Source organism: Thauera sp. 63, assembly GCF_000310165.2.
GTDB classification, from domain to species: Bacteria; Pseudomonadota; Gammaproteobacteria; order Burkholderiales; family Rhodocyclaceae; genus Thauera; species Thauera humireducens.
On sequence record NZ_AMXC01000002.1, the window covers coordinates 314476 to 338931 of the forward strand.

A 24456-nucleotide genomic window follows, 5' to 3' on the forward strand; every position below is an offset into this window, starting at 1 on the left:
GTTCACTCACTACTTCCTCTGCCGTAGAACTTGCGGCCCCCAGCCTGTTGTCCGGTGCCGTTCCCGGCTACGCCGCCGCGCCCTTCCTGCCCATGTCGCGCGAGGAGATGGAGGCGCTCGGCTGGGACCAATGCGACGTCATCCTGGTGACCGGCGATGCCTACATCGACCACCCCAGCTTCGGCATGGCCCTGGTCGGACGCTTGCTCGAGGCGTACGGATTCCGTGTGGGCATCATCAGCCAGCCGGACTGGCACTCCGCCGAGAGCTTCCGTGTGCTCGGCAAGCCGCGCCTGTACTTCGGCATCACTGCCGGCAACATGGATTCGCTGGTCAACCGCTACACCTCGGACCGCAAGATCCGCTCCGAGGACGCCTACACGCCCAACGCCGAGGCGGGCAAGCGGCCAGACCGTGCCGTGACGGTCTATGCGCAGCGTGCGCGCGAGGCATTTCCGGGTACCCCCGTCGTTGTCGGCAGCATCGAGGCCTCGCTGCGCCGCATCGCGCACTACGACTACTGGTCCGACAAGGTAAGGCGTTCGGTGCTGCCGGACTCGAAGGCCGACATCCTGCTGTTCGGCAATGCCGAGCGCGCGCTGGTGGCGCTGACCCACCGCCTGGCGGCCGGCGAGCCGATCGAGTCGATCCGCGACCTGCGCGGCACGGCCTTCATGGTCAGGCCGGGCTGGCGGCCGTCGGAGCAATGGCACGAGATCGATTCACTCGCGCTCGACAAGCCGGGCCGCATCGACACGCATCCCGACCCCTACGCCATGGAGCCGGCTGCTGCCGTTCCCAAGCCTGCGGCAGATGGCGCGCAGCCGGTGCGCATCGTGCCGGCTGCCGAACGTGTCGCCGCCCGTCGTGCCGATCGTGCGCAGACGGTGATTCGCCTTCCGTCTTACGAACAGGTGAAGGACGATGCGGTGATGTATGCCCATGCCTCGCGGGTTTTCCATCTCGAGTCCAATCCGGGCAACGCGCGCGCGATGGTGCAGTGCCATGGCGAGGGGCCGGGTGCGCGGGACGTGTGGATCAATCCGCCGCCGGTACCGCTGACCACGCCGGAGATGGACTTCGTCTATGACCGTCCGTATGCCCGCGCCCCGCATCCCGGCTACGGCGATGCGCGCATCCCGGCCTGGGACATGATCAGGTTCTCGATCAACATCATGCGCGGCTGTTTCGGCGGCTGTACCTTCTGCTCCATCACCGAGCACGAAGGCCGCATCATCCAGAGCCGCTCGCACGAGTCGATCATCCACGAGATCGAGGAGATCCGCGACAAGTCGCCCGACTTCAAGGGCCACATCACCGACCTCGGGGGGCCGACCGCCAACATGTACCGCATGGCGTGCAAGAGCAAGGCGATCGAGGAGAACTGTCGCCGACTGTCCTGCGTGTATCCGGGCATCTGCGAGAACCTGAACACCGATCACTCCTCGCTGGTCGAGCTCTACCGCAAGGCGCGGGCGGTGCCCGGGGTCAAGCGCATCACCATCGGTTCGGGCCTGCGCTACGACCTTGCGGTGCGTTCGCCCGAGTACGTGAAGGAGCTCGTCACGCACCACGTCAGCGGCCTGCTCAAGATCGCGCCCGAGCACACCGAGGAGAACACCCTCTCCAAGATGATGAAGCCCGGCATCGGCGCGTACGAGGAGTTCGAGCGCATGTTCGAGAAGTACTCGAAGCTCGCAGGCAAGAAGCAGCATCTGGTGCCGTACTTCATCGCCGCGCATCCCGGGACGACCGACGAGGACATGCTGAACCTCGCGCTCTGGCTCAAGGCACACAATTTCCGCCTCGACCAGGTGCAGACCTTCCTGCCCACGCCGATGGCGCTGGCGACCACGATGTACCACTCGCGCAAGAATCCGCTGAAGAAGGTGTCGGCGGACTCGGAAACGGTCGAGACCGCGCGTGCCAGCAAGGTCCGCAAGCTGCACAAGGCCTTCCTGCGCTGGCACGACCCGGAGAACTGGCCGGTCCTGCGCGAGGGGCTGATGCGGATGGGGCGCGCAGACCTGATCGGCAACGGGCCCAATTGCCTGGTGCCGCGCCAGCAGCCGGTAGCAGCCGCGCCCGCCGCCGGTCGTGAAGGCTGTGCCAAGCGCAAGCCGGCGGGTCCGGCGGCGCACAAGGGCCGGCGCGACAAGCCTGTGGCTGCAGCCACGCCGCGACCTGTACGTCGCCCGCGCTGAACCCGGCGCGCCGCCGCCGCACTCAGAAGGCGAGATGGTGTTCGATACGGTTGCGGCCTGCGGCCTTGGCGCGGTACATCGCGCGATCGGCGCGCTGGATGAGTTCGTCGGCGCCCGGGTCCTGTCCGCAGAAGATTGAAATGCCGATGCTCGGTGTCGCGGTGACGGCATGTCCGCCGACTGTGAGCGGCTCGCCGAGTTCGGCGAGGATCTTGCCGGCAATGGCCTCGGCCTTCTCGACCGCGTCCTCCGCCTTGTCGCCCAGGTTCTCGAGCATGACGATGAACTCGTCGCCGCCGAGACGCGCGACCGTGTCGCCTTCGCGCACGCCGTGCTTGAGCCGCTGCGAGATCTCGGTCAGCACGCTGTCGCCCGCTTCGTGCCCAAGGGTGTCGTTGACGTCCTTGAAGTGATCGAGGTCGATGAAGAGCAGGGCGCCAAAGAGGCGGGTGCGGTCGCTGTTGGCGAGCGCCTGACGCAGGCGGTCGAGCAGGAAGCGTCGGTTCGGCAACTGCGTCAGCGGGTCGATGAAGGCGAGCTGGCGGATGGCGGCCTCGGCCGCCCGGCGCTCGGTGATGTCCAGCATCACGCCGTCCATCCAGCGCGCGCTGCCGTTGCGGTCGAACACGCCCTGCCCACGTGCGCTGACCCAATGTATCCGACCAAAGCGGCTGCGGACGCGGAACTCGGCCTCGTAAGGCGTCCGCCCGAGGATCGAGGACATCATCGTCTCTTCGAACCGCGGCCGGTCGTCCGGATGGATGACTTCGGCAAGCGAGTGCGCTTGCCCCATGAAGTGCTCCGGCGGCTCGCCGGTCAGGTCGAGGATGCCCTTGTTGATGTGCAGGATGCGCCAGGGCGGCTGGGGGGCACAGCGGAAGACCACTCCGGGGACGTTTTCGACCAGCGTGCGAAATTCGTCCCGGCTTTCGGCCAGGCGGGCCGCGGAACGGCGCATCTTGCGACGATGGCGGATGCTGCCGTAGATCACCGCGAAGATGAGGATGTCGACGACGATGCCGGCCAGAAGCACGAGGTAGGGTTCGGAGTGGCGAACGTCCTGTTCGAACTGCGCGCTGCTGCCGATGCGCAGGACCCAAACCCGTCCGCCGAATTCGACCATGCGGTCGGTGGTGAAGCGGGGCGTGTGATCGGGGGTACGGGACGAATAGAGCAGGTTTCGTGGATCGGCTTCAAGGTCGTAGACCTCGATCTCCACGTCATATGTCGTCGTGCCGCTGGTGTTGCGGCTGGTGTTGCGGCTGGAGTTGCCGCTGGGGTTGCCAAATACGCCTTGCATCAGGTCGTGGGCGCGGAAGGGGCTGTAGACGAATCCGTGCAGCAGCGCACGGCGGCTCAGCACGTCATCGACGTCGTTGTCGCGGTATACCGGCAGATAGATCAGGAAGCCGGCCTGCAGGTCGTCCTCGGTTTCCTGCACCAGCACGACCTTGCCCGACACGGCGGCACGCCCGGTATCCCGCGCGCGGTTCATCGCCTCCCTGCGGATCGGTTCGGAATACATGTCGTAGCCGAACGCACGCAGGTTCCGCCCTTCGAAAGGCTCGAGGTACAGGATGGTGCTGTAGGTGTCGCGCTCGCCTTCCGGATGGATGCGGTAATCGGGGAAGCCCTCGGCACGTACGGCGGCCTCGTGGGCAGGGCGCTGGGTGCCCGGGACCATCAGGGTGAAGCCGGTTCCCTGGATGCCGGGCAGCGCCTCATCCAGTTCGAGGGACTCGACGTAGCGGCGGAACTCGGCACGACTGACCTCGGTGCTCGCGGCGAAAAGGCCGGCGGTCCCATTCAGCACCTGTTCGTAGGCCTGCATGCGGTTCTTGAGCGCACTGCGGGCGTTGTCGACCTGGTGCTGGAAGCGGTCGTGCGAGCGGTCTTCGAGCTGGGCATCGAAGAAGCGCCACATCGAGAACGTGAACAGCAGCAGGACGCCAAGCACGATCCAGGCCGCGGCGCTCTGGTCGAGCAACCCTTGAGGCCGGATCGCTGGTGCGTCGTCTGGCTGCGCCATCATGGCTCTCCCGCGTTCTGCGTGTCGTGAGTGTTCCACGAAATGCCGTGCCGAACCAGTGCGCCGGCGCTTCCCGGCCCGGCCAGCGCTTACAGTCCGATGCCATTCACGCTGGCCACGTGGCGCGGTCCACGGGCACAATGCCGGGCTTGTCGCATTCCCAACACACCGTCCACTCGATGCGCTACGAATTCCTTGTCGGCCTGCGCTACACCCGCTCGCGCAAGCGTGCCCAGGGCCGCAACCGCTTCATCTCCTTCATCTCCTTCGTTTCCATGCTGGGCATCGCGCTCGGTGTCGCGGCGCTGATCGTCGTGCTTTCGGTGATGAACGGTTTCCAGGAGGAACTGCGCTCGCGCATCCTCGGCGTCGCCTCGCACGTGCAGGTGCAGAGCATGGACGGCGGGCTCTACAACTGGCAGCAGGTCGCCGAGGATGCACGGCGTCATCCCTCTGTGCTCGCGACCGCGCCCTATGTGCAGGAGCAGGGCATGCTGTCCTTCGACGAGGGCGTACGCGGCACCATCGTGCGCGGCGTGATCCCGAGCGAGGAGGACAAGGTCGCCGACTTTGGCGCCTACATGAAGGCGGGCAGCTTCGATGCGCTGCAGCCCGGTCGTTTCGGCATCGTGCTGGGGCGGGACCTGGCGCTGGCACTGCGCGTCCAGCTCGGCGACAAGGTCACGCTGATTGCGCCCCAGGGGCTGGTGACGCCGGCGGCCGTGCTGCCGCGGGTGAAGCAGTTCGAGGTGGTCGGGGTGTTCGAGGCCGGCATGTACGAGTACGACTCGGGCCTGGCCCTGGTGCATGTCGAGGATGCGCAGGCCCTGTACCGGCTGGGCGACGCGGTGAGCGGCGTGCGCCTGAAGCTGGCGGATCTGTTCGCGGCGCCGCGCGTGGCCCGCGAGCTGGCCGGACTGATCACCGAACCGGGGCTGATGGTCAACGACTGGACGCGCAGTCACGCCAACTTCTTCCGTGCCGTCGCACTGGAGAAAACGATGATGACCCTGATCCTGTTCCTGATCGTCGCCGTCGCCGCATTCAACATCGTGTCGACGCTGGTGATGGCGGTGCAGGAGAAGTACGCCGATATCGCGATCCTGCGCACGCTGGGCGCGAGCCCCGCGTCGATCATGACGATCTTCGTGCTGCAGGGTTCGATCATCGGCCTGGTCGGCCTGCTGGCCGGTGTCGTCGGCGGGCTGGCGATCGCAAACAACCTCGACGTCGTGATCCCGGCGCTCGAGGCCGTTACCGGCGCGACCTTGTGGAACAAGGAGATCTACTACATCAACGAGCTGCCGTCGAAGGTGCTGCCCGCCGACGTCATCAGCATCGTGTCGGTGTCCTTCGTGCTGACGCTGCTCGCGGCGCTGTATCCGAGCTGGCGCGCGTCGCGCGTGAATCCGGCGGAGGCCCTGCGCTATGAGTGAGGCTGCGATGAAGCAGGATGATCCGGTACTGGCCTGCGACGGGCTGGCGAAGCATTTCCGTGAGGGCGCGGACGCTGTGGCTGTGCTCGACGGGGTGAGCCTTTCTGTGCAGCGCGGAGAGCGCGTGGCGATCGTCGGTGCCTCGGGCTCGGGCAAGAGCACCCTGCTGCACCTGCTGGGTGGACTGGACGTGCCCAGCGCAGGATCGGTGCGGCTGATGGGACGCGATTTCTCCACGCTGTCGGAGACCGAGCGCGGCCGCCTGCGCAACAGTGCGCTGGGTTTCGTCTACCAGTTCCACCACCTGCTGCCCGAGTTCTCCGCGCTCGAGAACGTGGCAATGCCGCTCTACATCCGCCGTGTCGACAAGGCTGCGGCGGATGAGCAGGCGGCCGCCATGCTGCGCGAAGTGGGGCTGGGACACCGCCTGACGCATGCGCCGGGTGAGCTGTCGGGCGGCGAGCGCCAGCGCGCGGCGATCGCACGGGCGCTGGTGACGCAGCCAGCCTGCGTGCTGGCCGACGAGCCGACGGGCAACCTCGACCGCCGCACCGCGGAGGCCGTCTTCGACCTGATGCTGTCGCTCAACGAGCGGCTGTCGACCAGCTTCGTCATCGTCACCCACGACGAAAGCCTGGCCGCGCGTGCGCAGCGCACCCTGCGGCTGACCGACGGCCGGCTCGACTGAGAACGGGGCTTCGCCCACCGGCCTCATCCCCAGTCGCGACGCGAACCCGGTCGGTGGCCTGTCATGGCCGGGCATTGCTGCACACTTATCCGTAGAAAAGGACAGCAGTGCCCGCCATATTGATGCGGGTCATTAAGTTACGACGGGGCATGCCGATAATTCGTAACATCAAGAACGGCAGCCGGCTCCCGCCGGTACATCGAAATGAAAGCCCTATTCCTGCCGGCCATCCGGCTTCTGGATCGCCTCAATTACCCGCTCAAGTTCAGCCTGATCCTGCTCGTCTGCGGTCTGTCGGCCGCGGCCTTGCTGGCACAGATCTTCGTCAGCCTGCGCGAGGACATGACGGTGGCCGAACGCGAGATCGCCGGCCTGACGCTGTTCGACGCCGGCTTCGGTGTGGTGCTGCTGGCCCAGCAGCATCGTGGCCTGAACGCTGGCGTGCTGGGTGGCAGCACCGGGCTGATTCCCCGACGCGAGGCGAAGGCGGCCGAAATCGAAGGCGCCATCTCCAAGCTGGACGCCGCGATCGCGGCCGAGCCGATGTGGCAGCCGCTGCAGCCCGACTGGCTGGCGGCGCGTGGCGAGCTGCAGCGCATCCTGGCGGGCGCCAGCCAGATGTCTGCGCCGCAGAGCTTCAAGGCGCACACCGAGGCGATTGCACGCCTGCTGCGCTGGATCGGGGATCTGGGCGGCGTGTCGGGCTTGTCGCAGGATCCGGATCCTGCGACCTCCAACCTCATCGGCCCGCTGCTGACCTCGCTGCCCGAGTTGAGCGAGCGCCTGGGACAGCTTCGTGCGCGTGGCACCAACATCATTGCGCGCCGCGAGGTGCTGCGCGCTGACGAACACGGCGTGGTGGCCCTGCTGGCCGAGATCGCCCGCACCGAGGCCACCCTGCTGGAAAGCCTGGAGCGCGCGGGCAAGGCGAATGCCGGGATGGCCGCGGCGCTCGAACGCTCGCGCACCGAGATCGCGGCGGCGATCGCGAACGTCCGCCAGGCGGTGACCCGCGACATCCTCGAACAGCAGTTCACGCTCGCTGCGCCGGCCTACTTCGATCTCACGACCCAGGCAATCACCACGGCGGTGCGCAATTTCGATGAAGTGCTGCGTCCGCAGACCGGGCAGTTGCTGCAGCAGCGGCTCGACCTGCTGTCGGATCGGCTGCAGTTACAGATTGCGCTTTCGGTGGTGGCGATGCTTGTCGCGGGCTATCTCTTCACCGCGGTGTATCTGGCGATCGTGCGCTCGGTGCGCGAGCTGTCGGCCGGTGCCAAGCGCTACGCGGCGGGCGACTACCGCACGCGCGTCGAATTTTCGGCGCGCGACGAACTGTCGGAAGTCGCAGCGCAGTTCAACGTGATGGCCGACGAGGTCGCCGCATTGATCCGCGAGATCCAGCAAGGGGCGAGCCAGGTGGGGAGCTCTGCAACCGAACTGTCGGCCTCGGCGCGGCGGGTGTCGGACGGTTCGGACGCGCAGAGCCAGTCGGCGTCCGACGTGGCGGTCGCGGTCGAGGAGATGACCGTGGGCGTGGAGGAGATTTCGCGCCACGCCGGCACGGCGCAGCAGCTGGCAGAGGCCTCGGGGCGCCTGTCGACCGAAGGTGGCGTCGTGATGCGCAGGTCGGTCGAGGAGATGGAGCGCATCGCGCAGGCAGTGGATCAGTCCAGTGACGCCATCCGCGAACTGGGCGAGAAGTCGCGCGAGATCACGGCGATCGTCGGCTCGATTCGCGAGATTGCCGACCAGACGAACCTGCTGGCGCTGAACGCGGCGATCGAGGCGGCGCGCGCCGGGGAATCGGGCCGCGGTTTCGCGGTGGTGGCCGACGAGGTCAGGAAGCTGGCCGAGCGTACGACATTGGCGACGCAGGAGATCGCTAGCATGGTACAGGCGATCCAGGACGGCACGGGCCGGGCAGTCGATACGATGCAACAGGGTGTGCAGCGGGTGCGCGACGGGGTGGCGTTGAGCAACCAGGCGGGGGCCTCGATGGCGCAGATCAACGACGGGGCGCAGCAGGTGCTGGCCGCGGTGCGGGAGATTTCGCTGGCGCTCAGCGAGCAGAGCACGGCGAGCAACGAGATTGCGCAGAACGTGGAGCGCATCGCAACGATGGCGAGCGAGAACAGCGTGGCGGTGCACCAGACGACGGCGACGGCCGACCTGCTGGAGAGCCTGGCGGCAAACCTGCGCAAGCAGGTGGAGCGCTTCCAGTTGTGACGCAGTCGCGTCCGGAACGGGCGCGCAACGTTAACGGCACGGGCCTGCGGGCCCGTGCCGCGTTTACGGCTGCGGACTCTTTGCCTGCCGCTTGCGCCACTGGCGGATCAGCCAGGCTCGCCAGGTCCATTTGACCGCGACATAGCCGGTCACCGACAGCAGGGCGGCCAGCAGCACCAGGCCGAGGGCGAGCGGTCTCCCAAGGCTCGCCATCCAGTCGATGAGCATCGGGATCCAGTTGGCGATGGCGAGGCCATCCAGGTCGGGCGGTGCCGTGAACTCGGCCTCGCCATCGCCGAGCGCCAGCTTGCCGAGCCCGAAGGCGAGCACATACAGCGGGACGATGGTGAGCGGGTTGCTGTAGAGCGTGGTGATCAGCGCCAGCGGCAGATTCACGCGGAACAGCACACAGAAGATTGCTGCGCCGAGCATTTGCAGCGGCCCCGGGATCAGGCCGCAGAAGAGTCCGACAGCGACGGCGCCCGCAGCGGAATGGCGGTTGAGGTGCCACAGGCGCGGATGCAGCAGCGTCGATGCGAACGGCCGCAGCCAGCGATTGTCGTGAATCGCGGCATGATCGGGCAGGAGGTTCTTGAGCCGTTTGCGCATGATGTCTGGTGCGCGGGAGTTTAGCAGCGGGCCGCCGGGACAAGGTACGGCCGAAGGCGGCGAATGTGTCGCAGAACGTGAATTTGCGAGGACAGGGTGCGGGCCGGATTGTCCGTGTGTGTATGCCAATGGCAACATGGCGGACATGAGACGCTTCGCCGCAAGTTTCGCCCTGGGGGTCGTCGTGCTCCAGATGCAGCCGGACCTGCCGGTGACCGAGAGTGCGCTGGGAGCGGTGCTGGGAGTGGTGCTGGGAGTGGTGCTGGCATTGGCGCTGGTATTGGCGCAGGGGCCGGCCGCGGCGGCGATGCTGCTGTCCCTCGGCAGCAGGGGCACAGGCACTCGCACTGCGGGTCGGTCGTGGTCTTTCGGGCAACGCTGTGTCGTGCTGGCATGCGCCGCCGTGCTCGGATTCTCCTGGGCTGCGGTGCGCGCCGACTGGCGCCTGGCGGATGCGCTGCGGAGCGACCTGGAAGGCCGCGATGTGATGGTCGCCGGCCGCGTGAGCGCGCTGCCGCAACTGCTGGACGAGGGCGTACGTTTTCACTTCGAGCTCGCGTCGCCGCCCGAGGGGGTGCCGCAGCACCTGCTCCTGTCGTGGTACCGCCCACGGGACGGGATGGCAGCGCTCCCGGTCGTGCGCGCTGGCGAGGCGTGGCGCTTCTCCGTGCGCCTGAAACGCCCCCATGGCCAGGCTAATCCGGGTGGGTTCGATTACGAGGCCTGGCTCCTCGAGCAGGGCGTCCGCGCCACCGGGCATGTGCGCGGATCGGCCGAGCGGCTGGCTGCGGAGCCCGGATCGGCCATGCAGTGGATTCATCGGCTAAGAGGCGACATCCGTGAGCGCTTCATCGTCGCGCTCGGCGACAGGCCCTATTCCGGCATGCTGGTCGCGCTGGCGATCGGTGAGCAGCGCGGCATCTCGCCGGCGCAGTGGGAGGTGTTCCGGCGCACCGGCATTGCCCATCTGGTGGCCATCTCCGGGCTTCACATCACGCTGGTGGCGACCGTTGCAGGTGCCGTCGCCGGCTGGGTGTGGCGCCGCCGGACGGCACTGGTGTTGCGCTGGCCGGTACGCAAGGCACAGGCGATCGCTGCCCTGGGGGCGGCGGCTGCGTATGGGTTGCTGGCCGGTCTGGGTATTCCGGTGCAACGTGCCTTGATCATGCTTGCGGTCGTCGTGGCGGCGCTGCTGTCTGATCGCCGTGCGGCACCGTCCCGCGTGCTGGCGGTGGCCCTGCTGTGCGTGCTGATCGCCGACCCGTGGGCATGCCTGTCGGCGGGTTTCTGGCTGTCCTTTGGCGCGGTGGGGGTGATCCTGCTGTTGATCACGGGTCGGCCCGCGCGCGAGTCGCAATGGCGGGCTGCGCTGCGCATCCAGATGGGGATCAGCGTTGCGCTGCTGCCTCTGCTGGTGCTGATGTTCAATGCCTTTCCGGTGCTGTCGCCGCTTGCCAACGCGCTCGCCATTCCGGTCGTCAGCTTCGTCGTGACGCCGCTGGTGCTGGTCGCTGCGTTGCTGCCGTTCGAGTTTCCATTGCATCTGGCGCATGCGGTGACCGCCGTCACGATGCGCTGGGTGGAGTGGCTGTCGGGCTTGGACATGGCGCTGTGGCGCCAGCCTTCGCCACCATTGTGGCTGGCGCTGGCTGCGGTGGTCGGGATGATGATCCTGCTGCTGCCGCGGGGCACGCCGGGTCGGCTGGCCGCTGCGGTGCTCGTTGCCGCTCTGGTGGCCTGGCAGGGCGCTCGTCCGGAAGAGGGCGCATTCAGGGTGACGGTGCTGGATGTCGGTCAGGGGCTCGCCGTGCATGTGCAGACCGCCAGACATGACCTGCTGTTCGATGCGGGGCCGCCCTATGGCACGAGTGCGGATGCCGGCGACCGGGTGGTGCTGCCCTATCTGGCTGCCGCGGGGGTGAGCCGGTTGAACGCCGTGGTGCTTTCGCACGGTGACAAGGATCACGTCGGCGGGGCGGAGAGTGTCGCCCGTGGCATCGCGGTGGAGCGCTGGCTGATGGGGGGCGCGTTTCCCGATGCGCCGCATCGGGCAGGCCTGGACAGCGTCCGCGTGACACCCTGTCTTGCAGGCGCGGGCTGGTCGTGGGATGGCGTCGGTTTCGAGTTCCTGCATCCGACACCGCCGATGCAACACCGCGCGTCGACCGAAGACAACGACGGTTCCTGCGTGCTCCGGGTGAGCAACGCCGCAGGGCGCCTGCTGATCATGGGCGACGTCGGTGCCGCGGCCGAGCGTGACATCGTCGAGCGTGAGCACGGTGGCGGTGGTGAGCTGGCGGCCGAGGTCGTGGTGAGCGGCCATCACGGCAGTCGTTCGTCGTCATCGGACGCGCTCGTGGTGGCGACCCTGCCCGAGGCGGTGATCCATTCCGCCGGTCACCGCAATCCCTTCGGCCATCCGCATCCCGAGGTGTGGGCGCGCTGGGCGCAGGCCGGTGCGCGCAACTGGCGGACTGACAGCCAGGGTGCGGTCCACGCGCTGTTTCCGCCCGGGGAGGGCGACGGCGTCGAACTGAGCGCGCAGCGGCAGGTCGAGCCCCGCTACTGGCATGGCCGCTGAATGCGTGGCACGGGGCCTGTCCGCAGCGGTGCTAGACTCGGGCTCGTCGCGTCAACCACAGCTCCCTGCCATGTCCCTGTCTTTCGAACCGAATGCTGCCGTTCCGTCGTCTCATCGAGTGTCCCGCCCGCTGGAGGGGGTGCGGGAACGGCACGTCCAGTGCATCGGACCTCATGGCTTGCATCGCATGGCCTACACGGAATGGGGGGCGCCGGACAATCCGCGTGTCGTTGTCTGTGTTCATGGGCTGACACGCAACGGACGCGATTTCGACGATCTCGCCCGGGCGCTGGCCGACGATTTCCGCGTCGTGTGTCCGGACGTGGTGGGGCGCGGGCGCAGCGACTGGCTGGCGGTGAAGGCCGACTACGGCTTCCCGCTTTACGTGGCGGACATGATCACGCTCATCGCGCGGCTCGACGTCGAGCAGGTGAACTGGGTCGGCACATCGATGGGCGGCATCATCGGCATGCTCGTCGCCAGTCAGCCACATACCCCGATCGCGCGGCTGGTGCTCAACGATGTCGGTCCGGTGATCACTGCGGTGTCGTTGCAGCGCATCGCACAGTACGTGGGTACGGCGCCGAAGTTCCCGACGATGGAGGCCGCCGAGGCCTATATCCGCATGGTGAGCGCGCCCTTCGGTCCGCTGAGCGATGCCCAGTGGCGGCACCTCACCAACTTTTCGGTGCGTCCGGTGGGTGGTCCCGGCGGCGGCTTTGCGATGGTGTACGACCCGGGCCTGGGCGATGTCTTCCGCGCGGCGCCCGTCAGCGAGGACATCGACCTGTGGCCGGTGTACGAGCGCGTCGCCTGTCCGACCCTGGCCCTGCGCGGTGCCGAGTCCGACCTGCTGGAGCGCTCGACCTTCCTTGCCATGGCCGAGCAGGGCCCGCGGGCGCGGACGGTCGAGTTTGCTGGCGTCGGTCACGCGCCGATGCTGATGGATCCCGCGCAGATCGCCGTCGTACGCGACTTCCTGCTGGCAGCTTGAGTCCCGGCCTTACCAGCCGGGGTTGAGTCGTTTCGCTTCGGCGATCTCGGCGCGAATGGTGCGGTAGTGCTCGAAGCGCCGAGGATGGATGCGACCGTCGGCCAGCGCCGCCAGCAGTGCGCAACCGGGTTCGGCTTCGTGCCGGCAATCGCGGAAGCGGCATTGGCCCAGCAGCGGGCGAAACTCGATGAAGGATTCGGCGAGGTCGTCCGCTGCGAGGTGGGCGAGGCCGAAGACCTGCAGGCCCGGGCTGTCGATCAGCCAGCCGTGGGCGTTGTCGGGCGCAGTGCCGTCCAGCGCGTAGAGGCGGGCGAAGGTCGTGGTGTGCTTGCCCGAATCCAGGGCTTCGGAAATCTCGCGGGTGGCGGCATTCGCCTCCGGGATCAGGGCGTTGGTCAGCGTCGACTTGCCCATGCCGGACTGCCCCACGAGGATGGCGTGGAGACCCGCCAGGCGCTTCATCAGCCCTTCGGCCCCGTTCAGGGCCGACACCTCGATGACCTCATAGCCGAGTGCGCGGAAGGGGGCGAGTTGCGCACGCGCCGCCTCGAGTCGTTCCCCCAGGTCGGCCTTGTTCAGCACGATCAGGGGCGTGATGTCCTGGCTTTCGGCGGCGACGATGCAGCGTGACACCAGCAGATCGGAAAAGCCCGGCTCGGTCGCGACGACGATCAGGATATGGCTGAGGTTCGCGGCGATCAGCTTTTCGCGGAAGGCATCCGAACGCCACAGCAGGTTGCGGCGCGGGTGCAGGGTTTCGATCACGCCCTGGCCGTCGCCGCCGGGAACGACCGCGACCCGGTCGCCGCAGGCGAAGCTGCTTTTCTTGCCACGCGGGTAGCACTGCAGGCGGCCCGCAGGCGTTGCGACTTCGTAATGGCGGCCGAAGGCGGCAACGATCACGCCCTCGATCGCGGAGGCGCCCTTGTTACTGCGCTGGTGTCGTTGGGTCACTGAAACTTGTAGTAGTGCGTGTTGAGATAGCCCGCGAGGTGATGCTCGTCTTCGGGAAAAAGATCGAGGTTGAGCATCGTGGTACAGGCGGTGAGTTGCTGCGCGAGTCCGCTGGGGGTGGTCACGCGGCGGTCGAAGCGAGTGTAGATCTCCGAGCCGTCCTCACCGCCGAAGCGCTTGGCATGGCATTCGACGCATTGCGCGGCATGCATCTGCTTGGCGACGGCGAGGTCAGCGCCGGGGAAGGGATCGGCCACGGCCGGCGCGGCGAGGCTGGCGAGGGCGATGCTCGCAGCGATACGAAGTGCATTCCGGGTGTGGGGGCGCGGGGTCGTCATGTTCTCGTCTCCTCTGGTGGGGGTCAGGACTGCAGGGACTGCAGGCGGGCGACACGCAGGGCGGCCGGCGGGTGGGAATCGAAGAAACGCGAATAGAGCGGGTCGGGTGTCAGTGTCGAGGCATTGTCGCGGTACAGCTTGACCAGCGCGGCGACCAGATCGGCCGCGCGCGTCTGCTGTGCGGCATACGCGTCGGCTTCGAACTCGTGCACCCGTGACCAGTAGCTCAGGATCGGGGCGAGCGGAAAGGTGAAGGCCGGCAACACCAGGAAGAACAGCGCCAGCGCGGTCGCGGTGTCGGTGGCCGTGCTGCCCAGGCCGGTGAAGAACCAGGGCTGCTCGATCAGCCAGCCCAGCAGTGCGAGCAGGGCCAGGCTGGCGGGAGCGAGGACGGCCAGGCGCTTGATGATGTGGCGGTGGCGGAAGTGGCCCAGTTCGTGCGCCAGCACCGCCTCGACTTCGTCCGGGTTGAGCTTGTCGAGCAGGGTGTCGAAGAACACGATGCGCTTGGAGGCGCCGAAGCCGGTGAAGTAGGCGTTGCCGTGGGCCGAGCGTCGCGAGCCGTCCATGACGAACAGACCCTTGGACTGGAAGCCGCAGCGCGCCAGCAGGCCTTCGACGCGGGTCTTGAGCGCCTCGTCGGCGAGCGGGGTGAAGCGGTTGAACAGCGGAGCGATGAAGGTCGGCCAGATCAGCATCACCAGCAGGTTGAACGACAGCCAGAAGGCCCATACCCACAGCCACCACAGGCTGCCCATCGCGGCGGTGAGCCACAGCAGCACGGCCAGCAGCGGCAGGCCGATCGCCGCGGCCAGTGCAGCCTCGCGTGCGGTGTCGGCCGCGAACAGGCCCGGCGTCATGCGGTTGAAGCCGAAGCGTTTTTCGATGACGAAGGTCTTGACCAGCACGAACGGCAGGTCGATCAGCCAGCCGAGCACACCGAGCGTGGCCAGCAGGGCAACGCCATGGGCGATGCCGCCCGGCGGGAACATGGCGGACCAGGCGTCATGGATCGCCTGCAGTCCGCCGCCCAGGGTGAGCAGCAGCACGAACAGCGCACTTACCGCGATCTCGGACATCGCCAGGCGCATGCGCGCGGCGGTGTAGTCGGCTGCGCGCTGATGCGAGGCGAGGGTGATCGATTCGGCGAAGGCCTGCGGAACTTGCTCGCGGCGCGCCAGCACATGGCGGATCTGGCGTCGCATCAGCCCGGTCTTGACGACCAGGCTCAGCAGCAGCAGCGTGACGAAGAGGGCGGCGAAACCGCTGGCAGCGGAGGAAACAGGGTCTGCGGACATGGTGCGGTCGTGGGGTCGAGCGTTTCAGGCAGGCCCGGGCCGACAGGCGACGGGCGGTTCGGGCGTCGGCTCCGGTCTGCGCCGAATGCCAACACGTTCTGTGACACAATCGCGCCCTCGAATGTTTCGCATGAATACGTCAGAAAGGCGCACGGATTATGGCACAGGACCCGAACACCCTGATATGGCTGGACATGGAGATGACCGGCCTCGAACCCGATGGCGATCGCATCATCGAGATCGCCATCGTGCTGACCAATGAGAAGCTGGAGACCATCGCCGAGGCGCCGGTGATCACCGTGCATCAGCCCGATGAGGTGCTCGATGCGATGGACGACTGGAACAAGAACACCCACGGCAAGTCCGGTCTCATCGATCGCGTGCGTGCGTCGACGGTGTCGGAGGCCGAGGCCGAGGCGCAGATGATCGAGTTCCTGAAGGAGTGGGTGCCCGCGCGCACCTCGCCGATGTGCGGCAACTCGGTGTGCCAGGACCGCCGTTTCCTCGCGCGCTGGATGCCGCAGTTCGAGGCCTGGTTCCACTACCGCAACCTGGACGTCTCCACGCTGAAGGAACTCGCCAAGCGCTGGCGGCCCGAGGTGTACGCCGGCGTGAAGAAGTCGGGCGCACACACGGCGCTGGCCGACATCCAGGAGTCCATCTCCGAACTGCGCCACTACCGCGACAATTTCCTGCGCCTGGAATGAGGTATCAGGACCCTTCGCGTCGCAGCAGCGTGAAGGTTTCGGCGCGGCGGCCGGCCCCGCGGCGGAATTCCCACACGGGTTTCCATTCGGGTGCGAGCCGCATGACGGGCTTGCGGTCGTTCATGACCAGCAGCAGCGGGCAGGGCGTGCTGTCGCCTACGATCGGTACGGTCCGGATGTCGGCAAAGTAATCCAGCGAGCTCTTCACGTGGTCCGGCAGACCGGTGCTGGCGATGCAGGCGCCGGGCGTGCTGCTGCGCTCGCCCGCCACGGCGATCTCGAGCGAGCGAACGGTCTCGCGGTAGCTGCGGCCGTTGTCGAACCACGGCATCAGCAGCACGACCGCCAGACACCACAGCATCGTCAGGCCAATGGCCCAGTTTGCCGGCGCCCGCGAACTCGAGCGCGGCAGCCTGGAGACGAGCGCGATCCACAGCAGGGTGATGCCGGCGCCGAGCGCAAGCTGCAGGCCCGGCTGGTGCAGCACGAAGTCCGGCGCATTGCGCGCCACGTGCCGGGCCAGGCCTGGCGGCCAGCCCACGGCCTGCGCCGACCAGGCGAGCCAGACGAGGATGCCGAATACGGCCAGACTCATGAGCGAGAACCAGTCGAAGGCGTTGGCGGCGCCGCGGCGCAGTGTGGGTACGCCGGCGGCGGCCAGCAGCGCCATCGCCGGAATCAGGGGCAGGGCGTTGGCCTGGGACAGGTCGCCCTGGATGACGAAATGGGTCAGCACGAGGACGGCGCTCAGCAGCGGCAGCAGCCAGCGCAACTGGCTGATGGTGCGGCGGGCGCGCCACAGGCTCCACAGCACGATGGGCCACAGCGGCCAGGTGAACCAGCCCAGCAGTTCGAGTCCGCGCACGATGTCGCCACCCGACAGCGCCGGGCCGCTCAAGCGTGCCCATTCGCCGCGCAGCCAGAGACCCAGCTGATCGGGCTGACTCAGGTGGATGGCCAGCGGCCACAGCGCCGCAAGCGCGAGGGCCAGGCAGAGTCCCAGCAAGAGCGCGCCACTGGCGCGCGGCGTGCGGCAGTCGGCGCTGAGCATCATCACCAGTGGCAACAGGGGGGCGGTGGCGATCAGGCCCCCGATGCCGCCGGCGAGAAATGCGAGCGCCGTGCCTGCGGCGGCCAGCAGGCTGCCGGCGACAGGCTGCTGCGGCACCAGTGCGAGGCCGCGCAGCGTCATCGCCAGCATGGCCAGCACGGCGAGCAGGGGCTGGATCTCGTGGGCGTGCAGCACGAGGCCAAGCCCGCCCATCGTCAGCAGCGCGGCGGGCGTCCGGGCCGGGCGGCCATACAGCGCCTCGGCGGTACGCGCGGAAAAATACACCCCAATGGCGACGAATACCGCACTGGCGAGCCGTGCGCCCTCGTGCAGTGCGAGGAACCCGCTTCCGGCCCAGGCTAGCAGGGCACCCACCCAGTAGTAGAGCGGCGGGTAGTCGACGAGTGGCTCGCCCGCCAGCATCGGGAACAGCCAGCCCTCACCACGCAGCATGCTCAGGATCGGACCGAGGTAGCGCGCGTCATCGCCGCGCCAGGGGTCGTGGCCGACAAGACCGACGAGCAGGTAAAGGGCCACCAGCACCGCGATGCCGACGGTGCCGTAGATGCGGCGCTGCAGCAGGGAAGGTGTTTCGGGTTCTCGAGTCATTCGCGCATTGTGGGGCGGAGCGTTGATCGAGGCAAAGCCCCGGACGGCGGGATGCAATGCCGGCCAAAGGCCGGAGATGCATGGGGCATGCGGCCAGACGTGAAAAAAGGCAGCCGCAGCTGCCTTTCTTGCGGTGCGCCCGCAGGCGGGCGCATGTTCCAGTGTCGCGGCCGGGATCAGCTGGCGCGCTGGACGTTACCGTACTTCTGGCGGAAGCGCTCGACGCGACCGGCGGTGTCGACGATCTTCTGCTTGCCGGTGTAGAACGGGTGGCATGCGGAGCAGACTTCGACGTGGTACTGGGGCTTGCCGAGGGTGGAGCGGGTGACGAAGGTGTTGCCGCAGGAGCAGGTCACATTCACGTCGTTGTACTTCGGATGGATGTCCGCTTTCATGATCGATTCCTGATTCGAGCGGGCGGCGGTTGTGACCGCCCTGATTGGTAAAGAGGCGAGATTATCCGCTGGCGCGCAAGGACTGGCAAGCGAAAAAAGGGGTTTCGCGCCGGACTGCATTAGAATTGCGGTCCTTTGCGCGGCCCGCTTCGGCACGCGTCCGTCCGATTGTCTGATAGGAATTCCCGGCTTGCGTCTTCTGCTCGCCCCCATGGAAGGTCTGCTCGATGACGTCTTGCGCGCGGTGCTCACCGCGTCAGGCGGATACGACTATGCAGTGACCGAGTTCGCGCGCGTGTCCGGCACGCTGCTGCCCGAACGCTTCTTCCGCCGTCTTTCCCCGGAGCTTCAGCAGGGCAGTCGAACCGTAGGAGGGACTCCGGTGCGGGTGCAACTGCTCGGCTCGGACCCGGCCTGCATGGGGGAGAATGCCGCGCGGCTCGCGGCGCTGGCGCCGGCGGGCATCGACCTCAACTTCGGCTGTCCGGCACCGACGGTGAATCGCCATCGTGGCGGCGCGGCCCTGCTCGATGAGCCGGAACTGCTCGGCCGCATCGCGGCAGCGGTGCGCCGCGCCGTTCCGCAACGGATTCCGCTGACGGCGAAGATGCGGCTTGGCATCAACGATCCGGGACGTGCCGTCGAATGTGCCCAGGCGCTGGTCGATGGTGGTGCCGGGGGGCTGGTTGTGCATGCGCGCACCAAGGCCGACGGTTACCGGCCGCCGGCGCACTGGGAATGGGTGGCGCGCATCGCCGAAGCGGTCGCGGTGCCGGTGGTGGCCAACGGCGAAGTGTGGTCTGCGGCGGACTGGCAGCGTTGCCGGGCGGTGTCGGGCGCCGCCGATGTGATGCTGGGCCGTGGCGCGGTCGCCGATCCCTTTCTGGCCGCGCGTATCCGTGCCGGCCGGCTCGATGTGCCCGATGCCGACGAACGTGCCCGCGAGTGGGCTGCCCTCCTGCCGCTGCTGGGCGATTTCCGCGACCGGGTGCTGCGCAAGGTCGAGCCACGGCATGCACCCGGCCGCATCAAGCAGTGGCTGCACCTGCTGGCGCGCAACTACCTGCAGGCTCAGCATCTGTTCGCGGCGATCCGCCCCCTGCGCACCTTGCCCGAGATCGAGTGCATGCTCGTGCTGCATGGCGTGCCGGCCGCCGCGGTCCGCCCAATGGCGCCGGCCAGGGCGCTGCGGTTGCTCGAAGCCGCCTGAGCCCGCACGCCGCAACAGACTGGATTCATCATGAGCTACGCCAATTCCCGTATCCCGCAAAGCGCCCAGTCCGGCGTGCATGAGCGCCTCGAGGCGGTGGTGCGCAAACACCTTGCCGAGCCTTTCCGCAAACCGATCGCGCCCTATAACCGGGAAGCCTTCGATGCGGCCCTCGCAGACTGGAACCGCGCTGCGCCGCTGATCCTCGATGCCGGCTGCGGTGTCGGACACAGCACGATCCAGATCGCACGCGCCCATCCCGAGCACTGGGTGATCGGCGTCGATCAGTCACAGGACCGCCTCGAACGCAAGAAGCCCTATCCGGATGCGCTGATGCCGCGCAACCTGGTGTTCGTGCGTGCGGATCTGGTCGATTTCTGGCGCCTGCTCGACGAGGCCGACCTGCGGCTCGCCCGGCACTACATCCTGTATCCCAATCCCTGGCCCAAGATCGGCCATCTCGCCCGGCGCTGGCATGCCCACCCCGTGTTCCCCTTCATTCCGCGGCTGGGCGGCGTGCTGGAATGCCGCAGCAACTGGGATGTCTATATGCACGAGATGGCCACCGCGCTGTCGATCGTGCTCGGGCACGACGTGCCCTGGGGCGCGTTCGAGGCCGAGGTGCCGCTGACACCGTTCGAGCGCAAGTACCGCGACTCGGGGCAGACCCTTTACCGGCTCACGCTCGACCTCGACGCTGCGCGCCCTGTGGCGCACCCGCGCGAGATTTGACTTGCCGATCACCGTGGCTTGGGCCACCCTTCGTCCCATTTCCGGAGAACTGCCATGACCGAGACCACGCCCCAGCAAGACAATCCTTACCTGATGAGCGATGACGACTTCGAGGCGCTCGAAGAGGTGCTGACCTCGGACATCGTGCCCGAGGACTGCATGGATCTCGAGATGCTCGACGGCTTCCTCGCCGGCGTGCTCATTTCGCCGCGGCCGATTGCGGTCGAACGCTGGTTGCCCAACGTGTGGTCGGCGCATGGAGAAGAAGCGAGCTTTGGCGGCGGCAGTGGGCTGCAGCGCGCGATCCGACTGGTGAAGGCCTACCACAACGAGATGGTGACCACCCTCGGCCTGGACGATGAGGAAGAGGTGTGCTGGGAGCCGTTCTGCTTCGCCATCGCAGAGGGCGATCCGCTAAAGATTGGCGAGGAGTGGCTGGAGGGCTTCGCCCAGGGGCTCGACCTCTGGCCGGAAGGCTGGGAGGAGGGACTCGACGCCGAGGCGGTCGAGGCCGTGCGCGAGACGCTCGACGAAGTGCTGGCGCCGTGGGCCGAGGATTCCGCTGCCGAGGCCGACGACGAGACGCGCCTCGGCTGGCTGGGGGCGCTGGGCGAGGCGGTCAATGACATCTACGCCCACTGGCGTGACATCGGCCTGCCGGCGCCGCAGGTGCTGCAGGCCGATGCGCCGGCCGCGCCCGCCGTCGCCGGCCCCGGTCGCAACGACCCCTGCCCCTGCGGCAGCGGCAAGAAGTACAAGAAGTGCTGCGGTGCGTTGAGCTGAGGCCGGGCCACGGCTTCCCTTGAGCGGATTGCGGCGCCCTCCGTGCCGCAGTCTCGCGCCCGTGCGTGACGAGGGGCGCGCGCTCAAGGGGAGGACTGTCGTGCAATGACAGTTCTATTGCTGAAATATTGTCCGCAAACGATTGATCGAAAAGCGCTTTCCGTCTCTTGCAGGCGCCGTGCGAGCCGCTAGAATGCGCGCCGAACCCGGTCCTGCAACCTGCTCCAGAAAGCGCTCATGGAAGACCCGAATCCCTGCATCAGTTGTGGCATCTGCTGCACCCACTTCCGTATCTCCTTCTACTGGGCCGAGGCAGACGACGCACCCGGGGGATTCGTGCCCGCAGGCATGACCGAGAAGCTCAACCACACGATGCGCTGCATGAAGGGAAGCAACGAGGTGCCGCGCCGCTGTTCGGCGCTGTCGGGCAAGGTGGGCGAGCAGGTTGCGTGCACCATCTACGAGAACCGTCCCACGCCCTGTCGCGAGTTCCCGGTGTATTTCGAGGATGGCTCGCCCAATCCGAAATGTGACGAACTGCGCGCGACGATCGGCTTGCCGCCGCTGCCCCGTTCTCCGCTGCCCAACGCGCCGCTGCCGCAGGCCGCCTGAGCGTCGCCCGTCTGCCCACCTTCAGCGCGGATAGCCGACCGCACGCAACACCGCCAGCGGACCCTCGGCGCGCAATCTCTCGATCTGCGCCGGGCTGCGCACGAACAGCGATCCGGCGTAGCCCAGCGCGTTCACCGAGACGTCCTGCCATTTCTCGAACTGGCGGGGCACGACCAGAAGCCACTGGCGGCTTGCCAGCAGGTTGTAGGGTGGCATCGGGTTGGCGTTCGATGGCAGCGAGAGGGCGCGGCAGGCGCTTTCGAAGGTCAGCTGCAGCTGCCTGCCCGCCTGCGGCGCGTCGCACCAGTCGATGTCGGCCAGGCTCATGAAGGCGTGCTGCCAAGGCAGTTCTGCCCTGGTCTGCGCCTCGGCGGTCTGCTGGCTGTCCAGCCCGCTGCTGAAGGTCGCAAAACCATCGTCAGCGCGCAGGGCTGCTTCGGGTACCCACTGCAGATGCTTGTGCGGCTGGCTTGCGCCGGCGACGCTGCCGCCGTTGTAGAAACCGAGCCCCCCTTGTGCGGCGAGCACGGTCGCCAGGGCGCGAAAATCATCCTTCGTCAGCGGCGCCGTCTGCGCCTCGAACGCCCGTGTCACGATCAGCAGGTGATGGTCGATCACCGGAAACTTGTTGAGCACGACGAAGTGCTGCGCGCCCAGTCGGCTGACCGTCAGTGCGGGCTCGGGGGGCAGGAAGGGATTGAAGTCCGGCCGCCGGCGGGTGACCGTGTCTACGCGGGCGCGATCCTTGAGGGCAAGCGACGACACCCAGCGAACCGAGAAACTGAAGCCACGATCGGTGAGCGTCGTGCTTTCGGTTTCGATCGGCTGCAGTGCGCCGGTGGCCAGCGCATTGCGGATCGTCTTCTCGGAGAGGTCCAGCAGCGCATTGCTGCGGCAGTCGAGCGGGGCGGTAGCGGAGAAGCTGTTCATGGGCAGGCGGAACGGGCGACAATTCCCGGATTCTGACATGGCCACGCCCGTACGCATCCCATGCGGGTGGTAGCCGAACCCTTTGCGGAGCGCTTCATGAGCATTTCCTTTGCCGTTCGCGGCGATCACATCCAGCTCGATCAACTGCTCAAGGCCGTCGGCCTGGTGGGTTCGGGCGGTGCCGCACATGCGATGGTCGAGGCGGGCGAGGTGCGGGTCGATGGGCGGGTCGAAAGCCGCAAGCGCGCCAAGCTGCGTCCGGGTCAGCGTGTCCAGCTCGGCGGCGAGGAGATCGTGCTCGTCGCCGGCGACGGCGCCTGAGGGAAAACGGCGCGAGATCGACGCCGTCAGGGCAGGAGCGGTTTCATGGGGCGGCGGCTGTCGCGTGACAGCCGTTCCCAGATCCATCCGCCGGGCAGCTCCTTGCCGGTGACGAGATACTCGAGGGTGTGCTCGTTGGCGAGGTTGAGCGCCAGATCGTTCCGCGCGTCCCGGGTGCCGGCGAGCAGCAGCTCGTCGCCCGCTCGCAGCACCGTGCTGCCCGCGGGCATCAGGAGATGATCGTCGTCATCGCGGTCCAGGTAGAGGACCTCGCAATCGAGCGCGCTGCTGCGGTCGGTGGGCGAACGCAGCAAGGTGTCGAGCGTCAGGTGCTCGCCCTGCATCAGGCGCCTGTGCAGGGCGGGTGACCGGGCCAGATTCACCCGCTCGCTCCACACCTCGGGCACGGTCCAGCCCAGGCGGCCGGCCAGGCGTTCGAGCTGGGCCGCGCACCAGGTTTCGTCGCGCAGGCGCACTTCGCGCAGGAAGGGGGCGAGCAAGGGCGTGCCGAGGATTGCGAGGCATTCGTGGGCGATGATCTCGCTCGGCAGCACGGTGATGTCGGACTCGAAGGCGTCGAACAGCGCCTGGTTGGCGGATTGGTTCTGGCGCAGGATCACGAACAGGCCGGGGTTCAGTTCGCGCGCGGTCACCGCGATCGACAGGTTGTCGACGTCGGAGCTTGTCCCGGCGACGATGCCGGTTGCCTGCAGCACGCCGGCTTCGCGGAGGGCGCCGGCGCCCGTGCCGTCGCCATGTACCCAGCGATGGGTGCCGTCGGGCAGCGGGTTGCGGTCGATGATCGTCACCGGCAGGTCCTCGGCGTCCATCGCGTCGACCATCGAGCGGCCGAAACGCCCATGGCCGCAAACGATCCAGTGGCCGCGGGGCGGATCGCGCCGGCGCTCTACGGTGCTGCCGGGCAGGCCGGCGAGCCAGCGGAGCAGTTGCGAGGCGGCCGGGGCATGCAGGGCGAGGGCGAGCGTTTCACCGAAGCGCTCGAAGGGGTTGATGATGTGGCGGGTGCCGAAGGACGCCATGTTGGCGGCGGTTTCCCGGTGCTCCGCGCGGCACAGTGCCGGCAGCTTCGGCGCCAGCAGGCGGGCGGCGATCGCGATGGCGAGGTTGGTGGCGTCCTGGTTCGTCAGGGCGATCACGCCTGCGCAGTGCGGGTGAGTGAGGCCAGCGTACTTCAGTGTCTCCGGGCTGGATGCGTCGGCGCACAGCGCCGGCACATCGGCGGAGAAGCTGTGCAACTCGATCTCGCCAACCCTGGCCTCGTCGATCTCGATCACCACCGAGCGCAGCCCTATGCGCTCGAGCGCGCTGCAGATCAGGCGGCCGGTCTCGCCGTAGCCGCACACCAGGTAGAAGGGTTCCCGCAGCCGGCGCACGGCGCGCACGAAGCGCTGTGTAGCGATGGCCTGCTGCAGGCTGCGGTCGGAGAGCAGGCTGAACACCGAGCCGAGGGTATAGGCCCAGCCCACGACCGACAGGTAGATGCTGACGACGACCCAGAGGCGCTGCTCGTCGGAGAAGCTGTAGGGGATCTCGCCGAAGCCGATCGTGGTGGCGGTGTAGCTGATGAAGTAGAAGGCGTGGAAGAAGCTGAGGTACTGCACGTTGCCGTGCTCGTCCTGGCCGGGTGCGAGCGTCAGCCCGAGCACGGATACCGACATCAGCACGATCAGCAGGATCAGCGGCGCGCGCAGGCGGCGCAGGATCATGAGGAAGATGCTGTGGTGG

The 24456-nt window shown here is 67.6% G+C and carries 21 protein-coding genes; 12 read left to right on the forward strand and 9 right to left on the reverse strand.

All coding sequences use genetic code 11. The features are described from left to right. Window positions 1-92 precede the first annotated feature (92 nt). The gene (locus tag C664_RS03630; RefSeq protein WP_083483044.1) at window positions 93-2204 is read left to right on the forward strand and encodes a YgiQ family radical SAM protein; all 2112 of its coding nucleotides are present in this window, start codon (window positions 93-95) and stop codon (window positions 2202-2204) included. Between the two features lie 22 nt (window positions 2205-2226). Here the strand turns inward: C664_RS03630 and C664_RS03635 are convergent, their stop codons facing one another. Then, window positions 2227-4236 (reverse strand): GGDEF domain-containing protein, encoded by a 2010-nt coding sequence (locus C664_RS03635; protein ID WP_232435058.1) that lies wholly within the window; start codon window positions 4234-4236, stop codon window positions 2227-2229. A gap of 176 nt (window positions 4237-4412) precedes the next feature. Between C664_RS03635 and C664_RS03640 the strand changes: the two genes are divergently transcribed. The 3 genes from C664_RS03640 (at window position 4413) to C664_RS03650 (ending at window position 8586) form a co-directional block, all read left to right on the forward strand. Continuing rightward, window positions 4413-5669 carry a lipoprotein-releasing ABC transporter permease subunit gene (locus C664_RS03640; RefSeq protein WP_004253414.1) on the forward strand — a complete coding sequence of 419 codons (1257 nt, stop codon included), beginning with the start codon at window positions 4413-4415 and terminating at the stop codon, window positions 5667-5669. Further along, window positions 5662-6357, forward strand: a complete 696-nt coding sequence (gene lolD, locus C664_RS03645; RefSeq protein ID WP_004253417.1) for a lipoprotein-releasing ABC transporter ATP-binding protein LolD — start codon at window positions 5662-5664, stop codon at window positions 6355-6357. The genes C664_RS03640 and lolD overlap by 8 nt, the downstream gene beginning before the upstream one ends. Before the next feature lie 204 nt (window positions 6358-6561). Further along, window positions 6562-8586, forward strand: coding sequence for a methyl-accepting chemotaxis protein (locus C664_RS03650; RefSeq protein ID WP_004253419.1), 2025 nt, complete (start codon window positions 6562-6564; stop codon window positions 8584-8586). A gap of 63 nt (window positions 8587-8649) precedes the next feature. Here the strand turns inward: C664_RS03650 and C664_RS03655 are convergent, their stop codons facing one another. Further along, window positions 8650-9195, reverse strand: coding sequence for a DUF2062 domain-containing protein (locus C664_RS03655; RefSeq protein WP_004253421.1), 546 nt, complete (start codon window positions 9193-9195; stop codon window positions 8650-8652). Window positions 9196-9340: 145 nt separating this feature from the next. Between C664_RS03655 and C664_RS03660 the strand changes: the two genes are divergently transcribed. Together C664_RS03660 and C664_RS03665 are read left to right on the forward strand one after the other, a co-directional pair. Next, window positions 9341-11776, forward strand: a complete 2436-nt coding sequence (locus C664_RS03660) for a DNA internalization-related competence protein ComEC/Rec2 (protein ID WP_157353926.1) — start codon at window positions 9341-9343, stop codon at window positions 11774-11776. 187 nt (window positions 11777-11963) lie between these two features. Next, window positions 11964-12770 (forward strand): alpha/beta fold hydrolase, encoded by an 807-nt coding sequence (locus C664_RS03665; protein ID WP_004253425.1) that lies wholly within the window; start codon window positions 11964-11966, stop codon window positions 12768-12770. Between the two features lie 9 nt (window positions 12771-12779). Here the strand turns inward: C664_RS03665 and rsgA are convergent, their stop codons facing one another. Genes rsgA through C664_RS03680 form a run of 3 tightly spaced genes read right to left on the reverse strand, consistent with a single transcriptional unit; the run spans window position 12780 to window position 15360 of the window. Further along, the gene (gene rsgA / locus C664_RS03670; RefSeq protein ID WP_004253428.1) at window positions 12780-13724 is read right to left on the reverse strand and encodes a ribosome small subunit-dependent GTPase A; all 945 of its coding nucleotides are present in this window, start codon (window positions 13722-13724) and stop codon (window positions 12780-12782) included. After that, on the reverse strand, window positions 13721-14062 hold the full coding sequence (locus C664_RS03675) for a hypothetical protein (RefSeq protein ID WP_004253429.1): 342 nt from the start codon (window positions 14060-14062) through the stop codon (window positions 13721-13723). Before C664_RS03675 ends, rsgA begins: the two co-directional genes overlap by 4 nt. Before the next feature lie 23 nt (window positions 14063-14085). Then, window positions 14086-15360, reverse strand: a complete 1275-nt coding sequence (locus C664_RS03680; protein ID WP_004253431.1) for a M48 family metallopeptidase — start codon at window positions 15358-15360, stop codon at window positions 14086-14088. Between the two features lie 158 nt (window positions 15361-15518). Here C664_RS03680 and orn point away from each other — a divergent pair, with 158 nt between their 5' ends. Beyond that, window positions 15519-16067: an oligoribonuclease gene (orn, locus tag C664_RS03685; RefSeq protein ID WP_004253433.1), complete on the forward strand. Its 549-nt coding sequence runs from the start codon at window positions 15519-15521 to the stop codon at window positions 16065-16067. 4 nt (window positions 16068-16071) lie between these two features. Here the strand turns inward: orn and C664_RS03690 are convergent, their stop codons facing one another. Next, window positions 16072-17727, reverse strand: coding sequence for an ArnT family glycosyltransferase (locus tag C664_RS03690; protein ID WP_004253436.1), 1656 nt, complete (start codon window positions 17725-17727; stop codon window positions 16072-16074). Window positions 17728-17903: 176 nt separating this feature from the next. Further along, window positions 17904-18122: a 50S ribosomal protein L31 gene (gene rpmE, locus C664_RS03695; protein WP_004253439.1), complete on the reverse strand. Its 219-nt coding sequence runs from the start codon at window positions 18120-18122 to the stop codon at window positions 17904-17906. A 190-nt stretch (window positions 18123-18312) separates the two neighbouring features. Between rpmE and C664_RS03700 the strand changes: the two genes are divergently transcribed. The 4 genes from C664_RS03700 to C664_RS03715 all read left to right on the forward strand — a co-directional run bounded on the left by C664_RS03700 (window position 18313) and on the right by C664_RS03715 (window position 21459). Beyond that, window positions 18313-19332, forward strand: a complete 1020-nt coding sequence (locus C664_RS03700; RefSeq protein ID WP_004253442.1) for a tRNA dihydrouridine synthase — start codon at window positions 18313-18315, stop codon at window positions 19330-19332. A 30-nt stretch (window positions 19333-19362) separates the two neighbouring features. Continuing rightward, the gene (gene trmB, locus C664_RS03705; RefSeq protein ID WP_004253445.1) at window positions 19363-20064 is read left to right on the forward strand and encodes a tRNA (guanine(46)-N(7))-methyltransferase TrmB; all 702 of its coding nucleotides are present in this window, start codon (window positions 19363-19365) and stop codon (window positions 20062-20064) included. A 54-nt stretch (window positions 20065-20118) separates the two neighbouring features. Further along, window positions 20119-20847, forward strand: coding sequence for a YecA/YgfB family protein (locus C664_RS03710; RefSeq protein WP_004253448.1), 729 nt, complete (start codon window positions 20119-20121; stop codon window positions 20845-20847). A gap of 237 nt (window positions 20848-21084) precedes the next feature. After that, window positions 21085-21459, forward strand: a complete 375-nt coding sequence (locus tag C664_RS03715; RefSeq protein ID WP_004253451.1) for a YkgJ family cysteine cluster protein — start codon at window positions 21085-21087, stop codon at window positions 21457-21459. A 21-nt stretch (window positions 21460-21480) separates the two neighbouring features. On the opposite strand, the gene C664_RS03720 is transcribed toward C664_RS03715, so the two are convergent. Continuing rightward, window positions 21481-22389 carry an ATP adenylyltransferase family protein gene (locus tag C664_RS03720; RefSeq protein ID WP_004253455.1) on the reverse strand — a complete coding sequence of 303 codons (909 nt, stop codon included), beginning with the start codon at window positions 22387-22389 and terminating at the stop codon, window positions 21481-21483. Window positions 22390-22485: 96 nt separating this feature from the next. Here C664_RS03720 and C664_RS03725 point away from each other — a divergent pair, with 96 nt between their 5' ends. Next, the gene (locus tag C664_RS03725; protein WP_004253458.1) at window positions 22486-22710 is read left to right on the forward strand and encodes an RNA-binding S4 domain-containing protein; all 225 of its coding nucleotides are present in this window, start codon (window positions 22486-22488) and stop codon (window positions 22708-22710) included. 26 nt (window positions 22711-22736) lie between these two features. Here the strand turns inward: C664_RS03725 and C664_RS03730 are convergent, their stop codons facing one another. Next, window positions 22737-24437 carry an NAD-binding protein gene (locus C664_RS03730; protein WP_004253461.1) on the reverse strand — a complete coding sequence of 567 codons (1701 nt, stop codon included), beginning with the start codon at window positions 24435-24437 and terminating at the stop codon, window positions 22737-22739. Window positions 24438-24456: the final 19 nt, after the last annotated feature.

Coding starts and splice junctions, on each gene's coding strand:
- C664_RS03665 (WP_004253425.1), top strand. CDS start 11,964: ATGGCCTACACGGAATGGGGGGCGCCGGACAATCCGCGTGTCGTTGTC.
- C664_RS03660 (WP_157353926.1), top strand. CDS start 9,341: ATGAGACGCTTCGCCGCAAGTTTCGCCCTGGGGGTCGTCGTGCTCCAG.
- rpmE (WP_004253439.1), bottom strand. CDS start 18,122: ATGAAAGCGGACATCCATCCGAAGTACAACGACGTGAATGTGACCTGC.
- C664_RS03690 (WP_004253436.1), bottom strand. CDS start 17,727: ATGACTCGAGAACCCGAAACACCTTCCCTGCTGCAGCGCCGCATCTAC.
- trmB (WP_004253445.1), top strand. CDS start 19,363: ATGAGCTACGCCAATTCCCGTATCCCGCAAAGCGCCCAGTCCGGCGTG.
- C664_RS03675 (WP_004253429.1), bottom strand. CDS start 14,062: ATGACGACCCCGCGCCCCCACACCCGGAATGCACTTCGTATCGCTGCG.
- C664_RS03655 (WP_004253421.1), bottom strand. CDS start 9,195: ATGCGCAAACGGCTCAAGAACCTCCTGCCCGATCATGCCGCGATTCAC.
- C664_RS03650 (WP_004253419.1), top strand. CDS start 6,562: ATGAAAGCCCTATTCCTGCCGGCCATCCGGCTTCTGGATCGCCTCAAT.
- orn (WP_004253433.1), top strand. CDS start 15,519: ATGGCACAGGACCCGAACACCCTGATATGGCTGGACATGGAGATGACC.
- C664_RS03730 (WP_004253461.1), bottom strand. CDS start 24,437: ATGATCCTGCGCCGCCTGCGCGCGCCGCTGATCCTGCTGATCGTGCTG.
- C664_RS03710 (WP_004253448.1), top strand. CDS start 20,119: ATGACCGAGACCACGCCCCAGCAAGACAATCCTTACCTGATGAGCGAT.
- C664_RS03630 (WP_083483044.1), top strand. CDS start 93: ATGTCGCGCGAGGAGATGGAGGCGCTCGGCTGGGACCAATGCGACGTC.
- C664_RS03635 (WP_232435058.1), bottom strand. CDS start 4,236: ATGATGGCGCAGCCAGACGACGCACCAGCGATCCGGCCTCAAGGGTTG.
- C664_RS03715 (WP_004253451.1), top strand. CDS start 21,085: ATGGAAGACCCGAATCCCTGCATCAGTTGTGGCATCTGCTGCACCCAC.
- C664_RS03720 (WP_004253455.1), bottom strand. CDS start 22,389: ATGAACAGCTTCTCCGCTACCGCCCCGCTCGACTGCCGCAGCAATGCG.
- C664_RS03640 (WP_004253414.1), top strand. CDS start 4,413: ATGCGCTACGAATTCCTTGTCGGCCTGCGCTACACCCGCTCGCGCAAG.
- C664_RS03680 (WP_004253431.1), bottom strand. CDS start 15,360: ATGTCCGCAGACCCTGTTTCCTCCGCTGCCAGCGGTTTCGCCGCCCTC.
- lolD (WP_004253417.1), top strand. CDS start 5,662: ATGAGTGAGGCTGCGATGAAGCAGGATGATCCGGTACTGGCCTGCGAC.
- C664_RS03725 (WP_004253458.1), top strand. CDS start 22,486: ATGAGCATTTCCTTTGCCGTTCGCGGCGATCACATCCAGCTCGATCAA.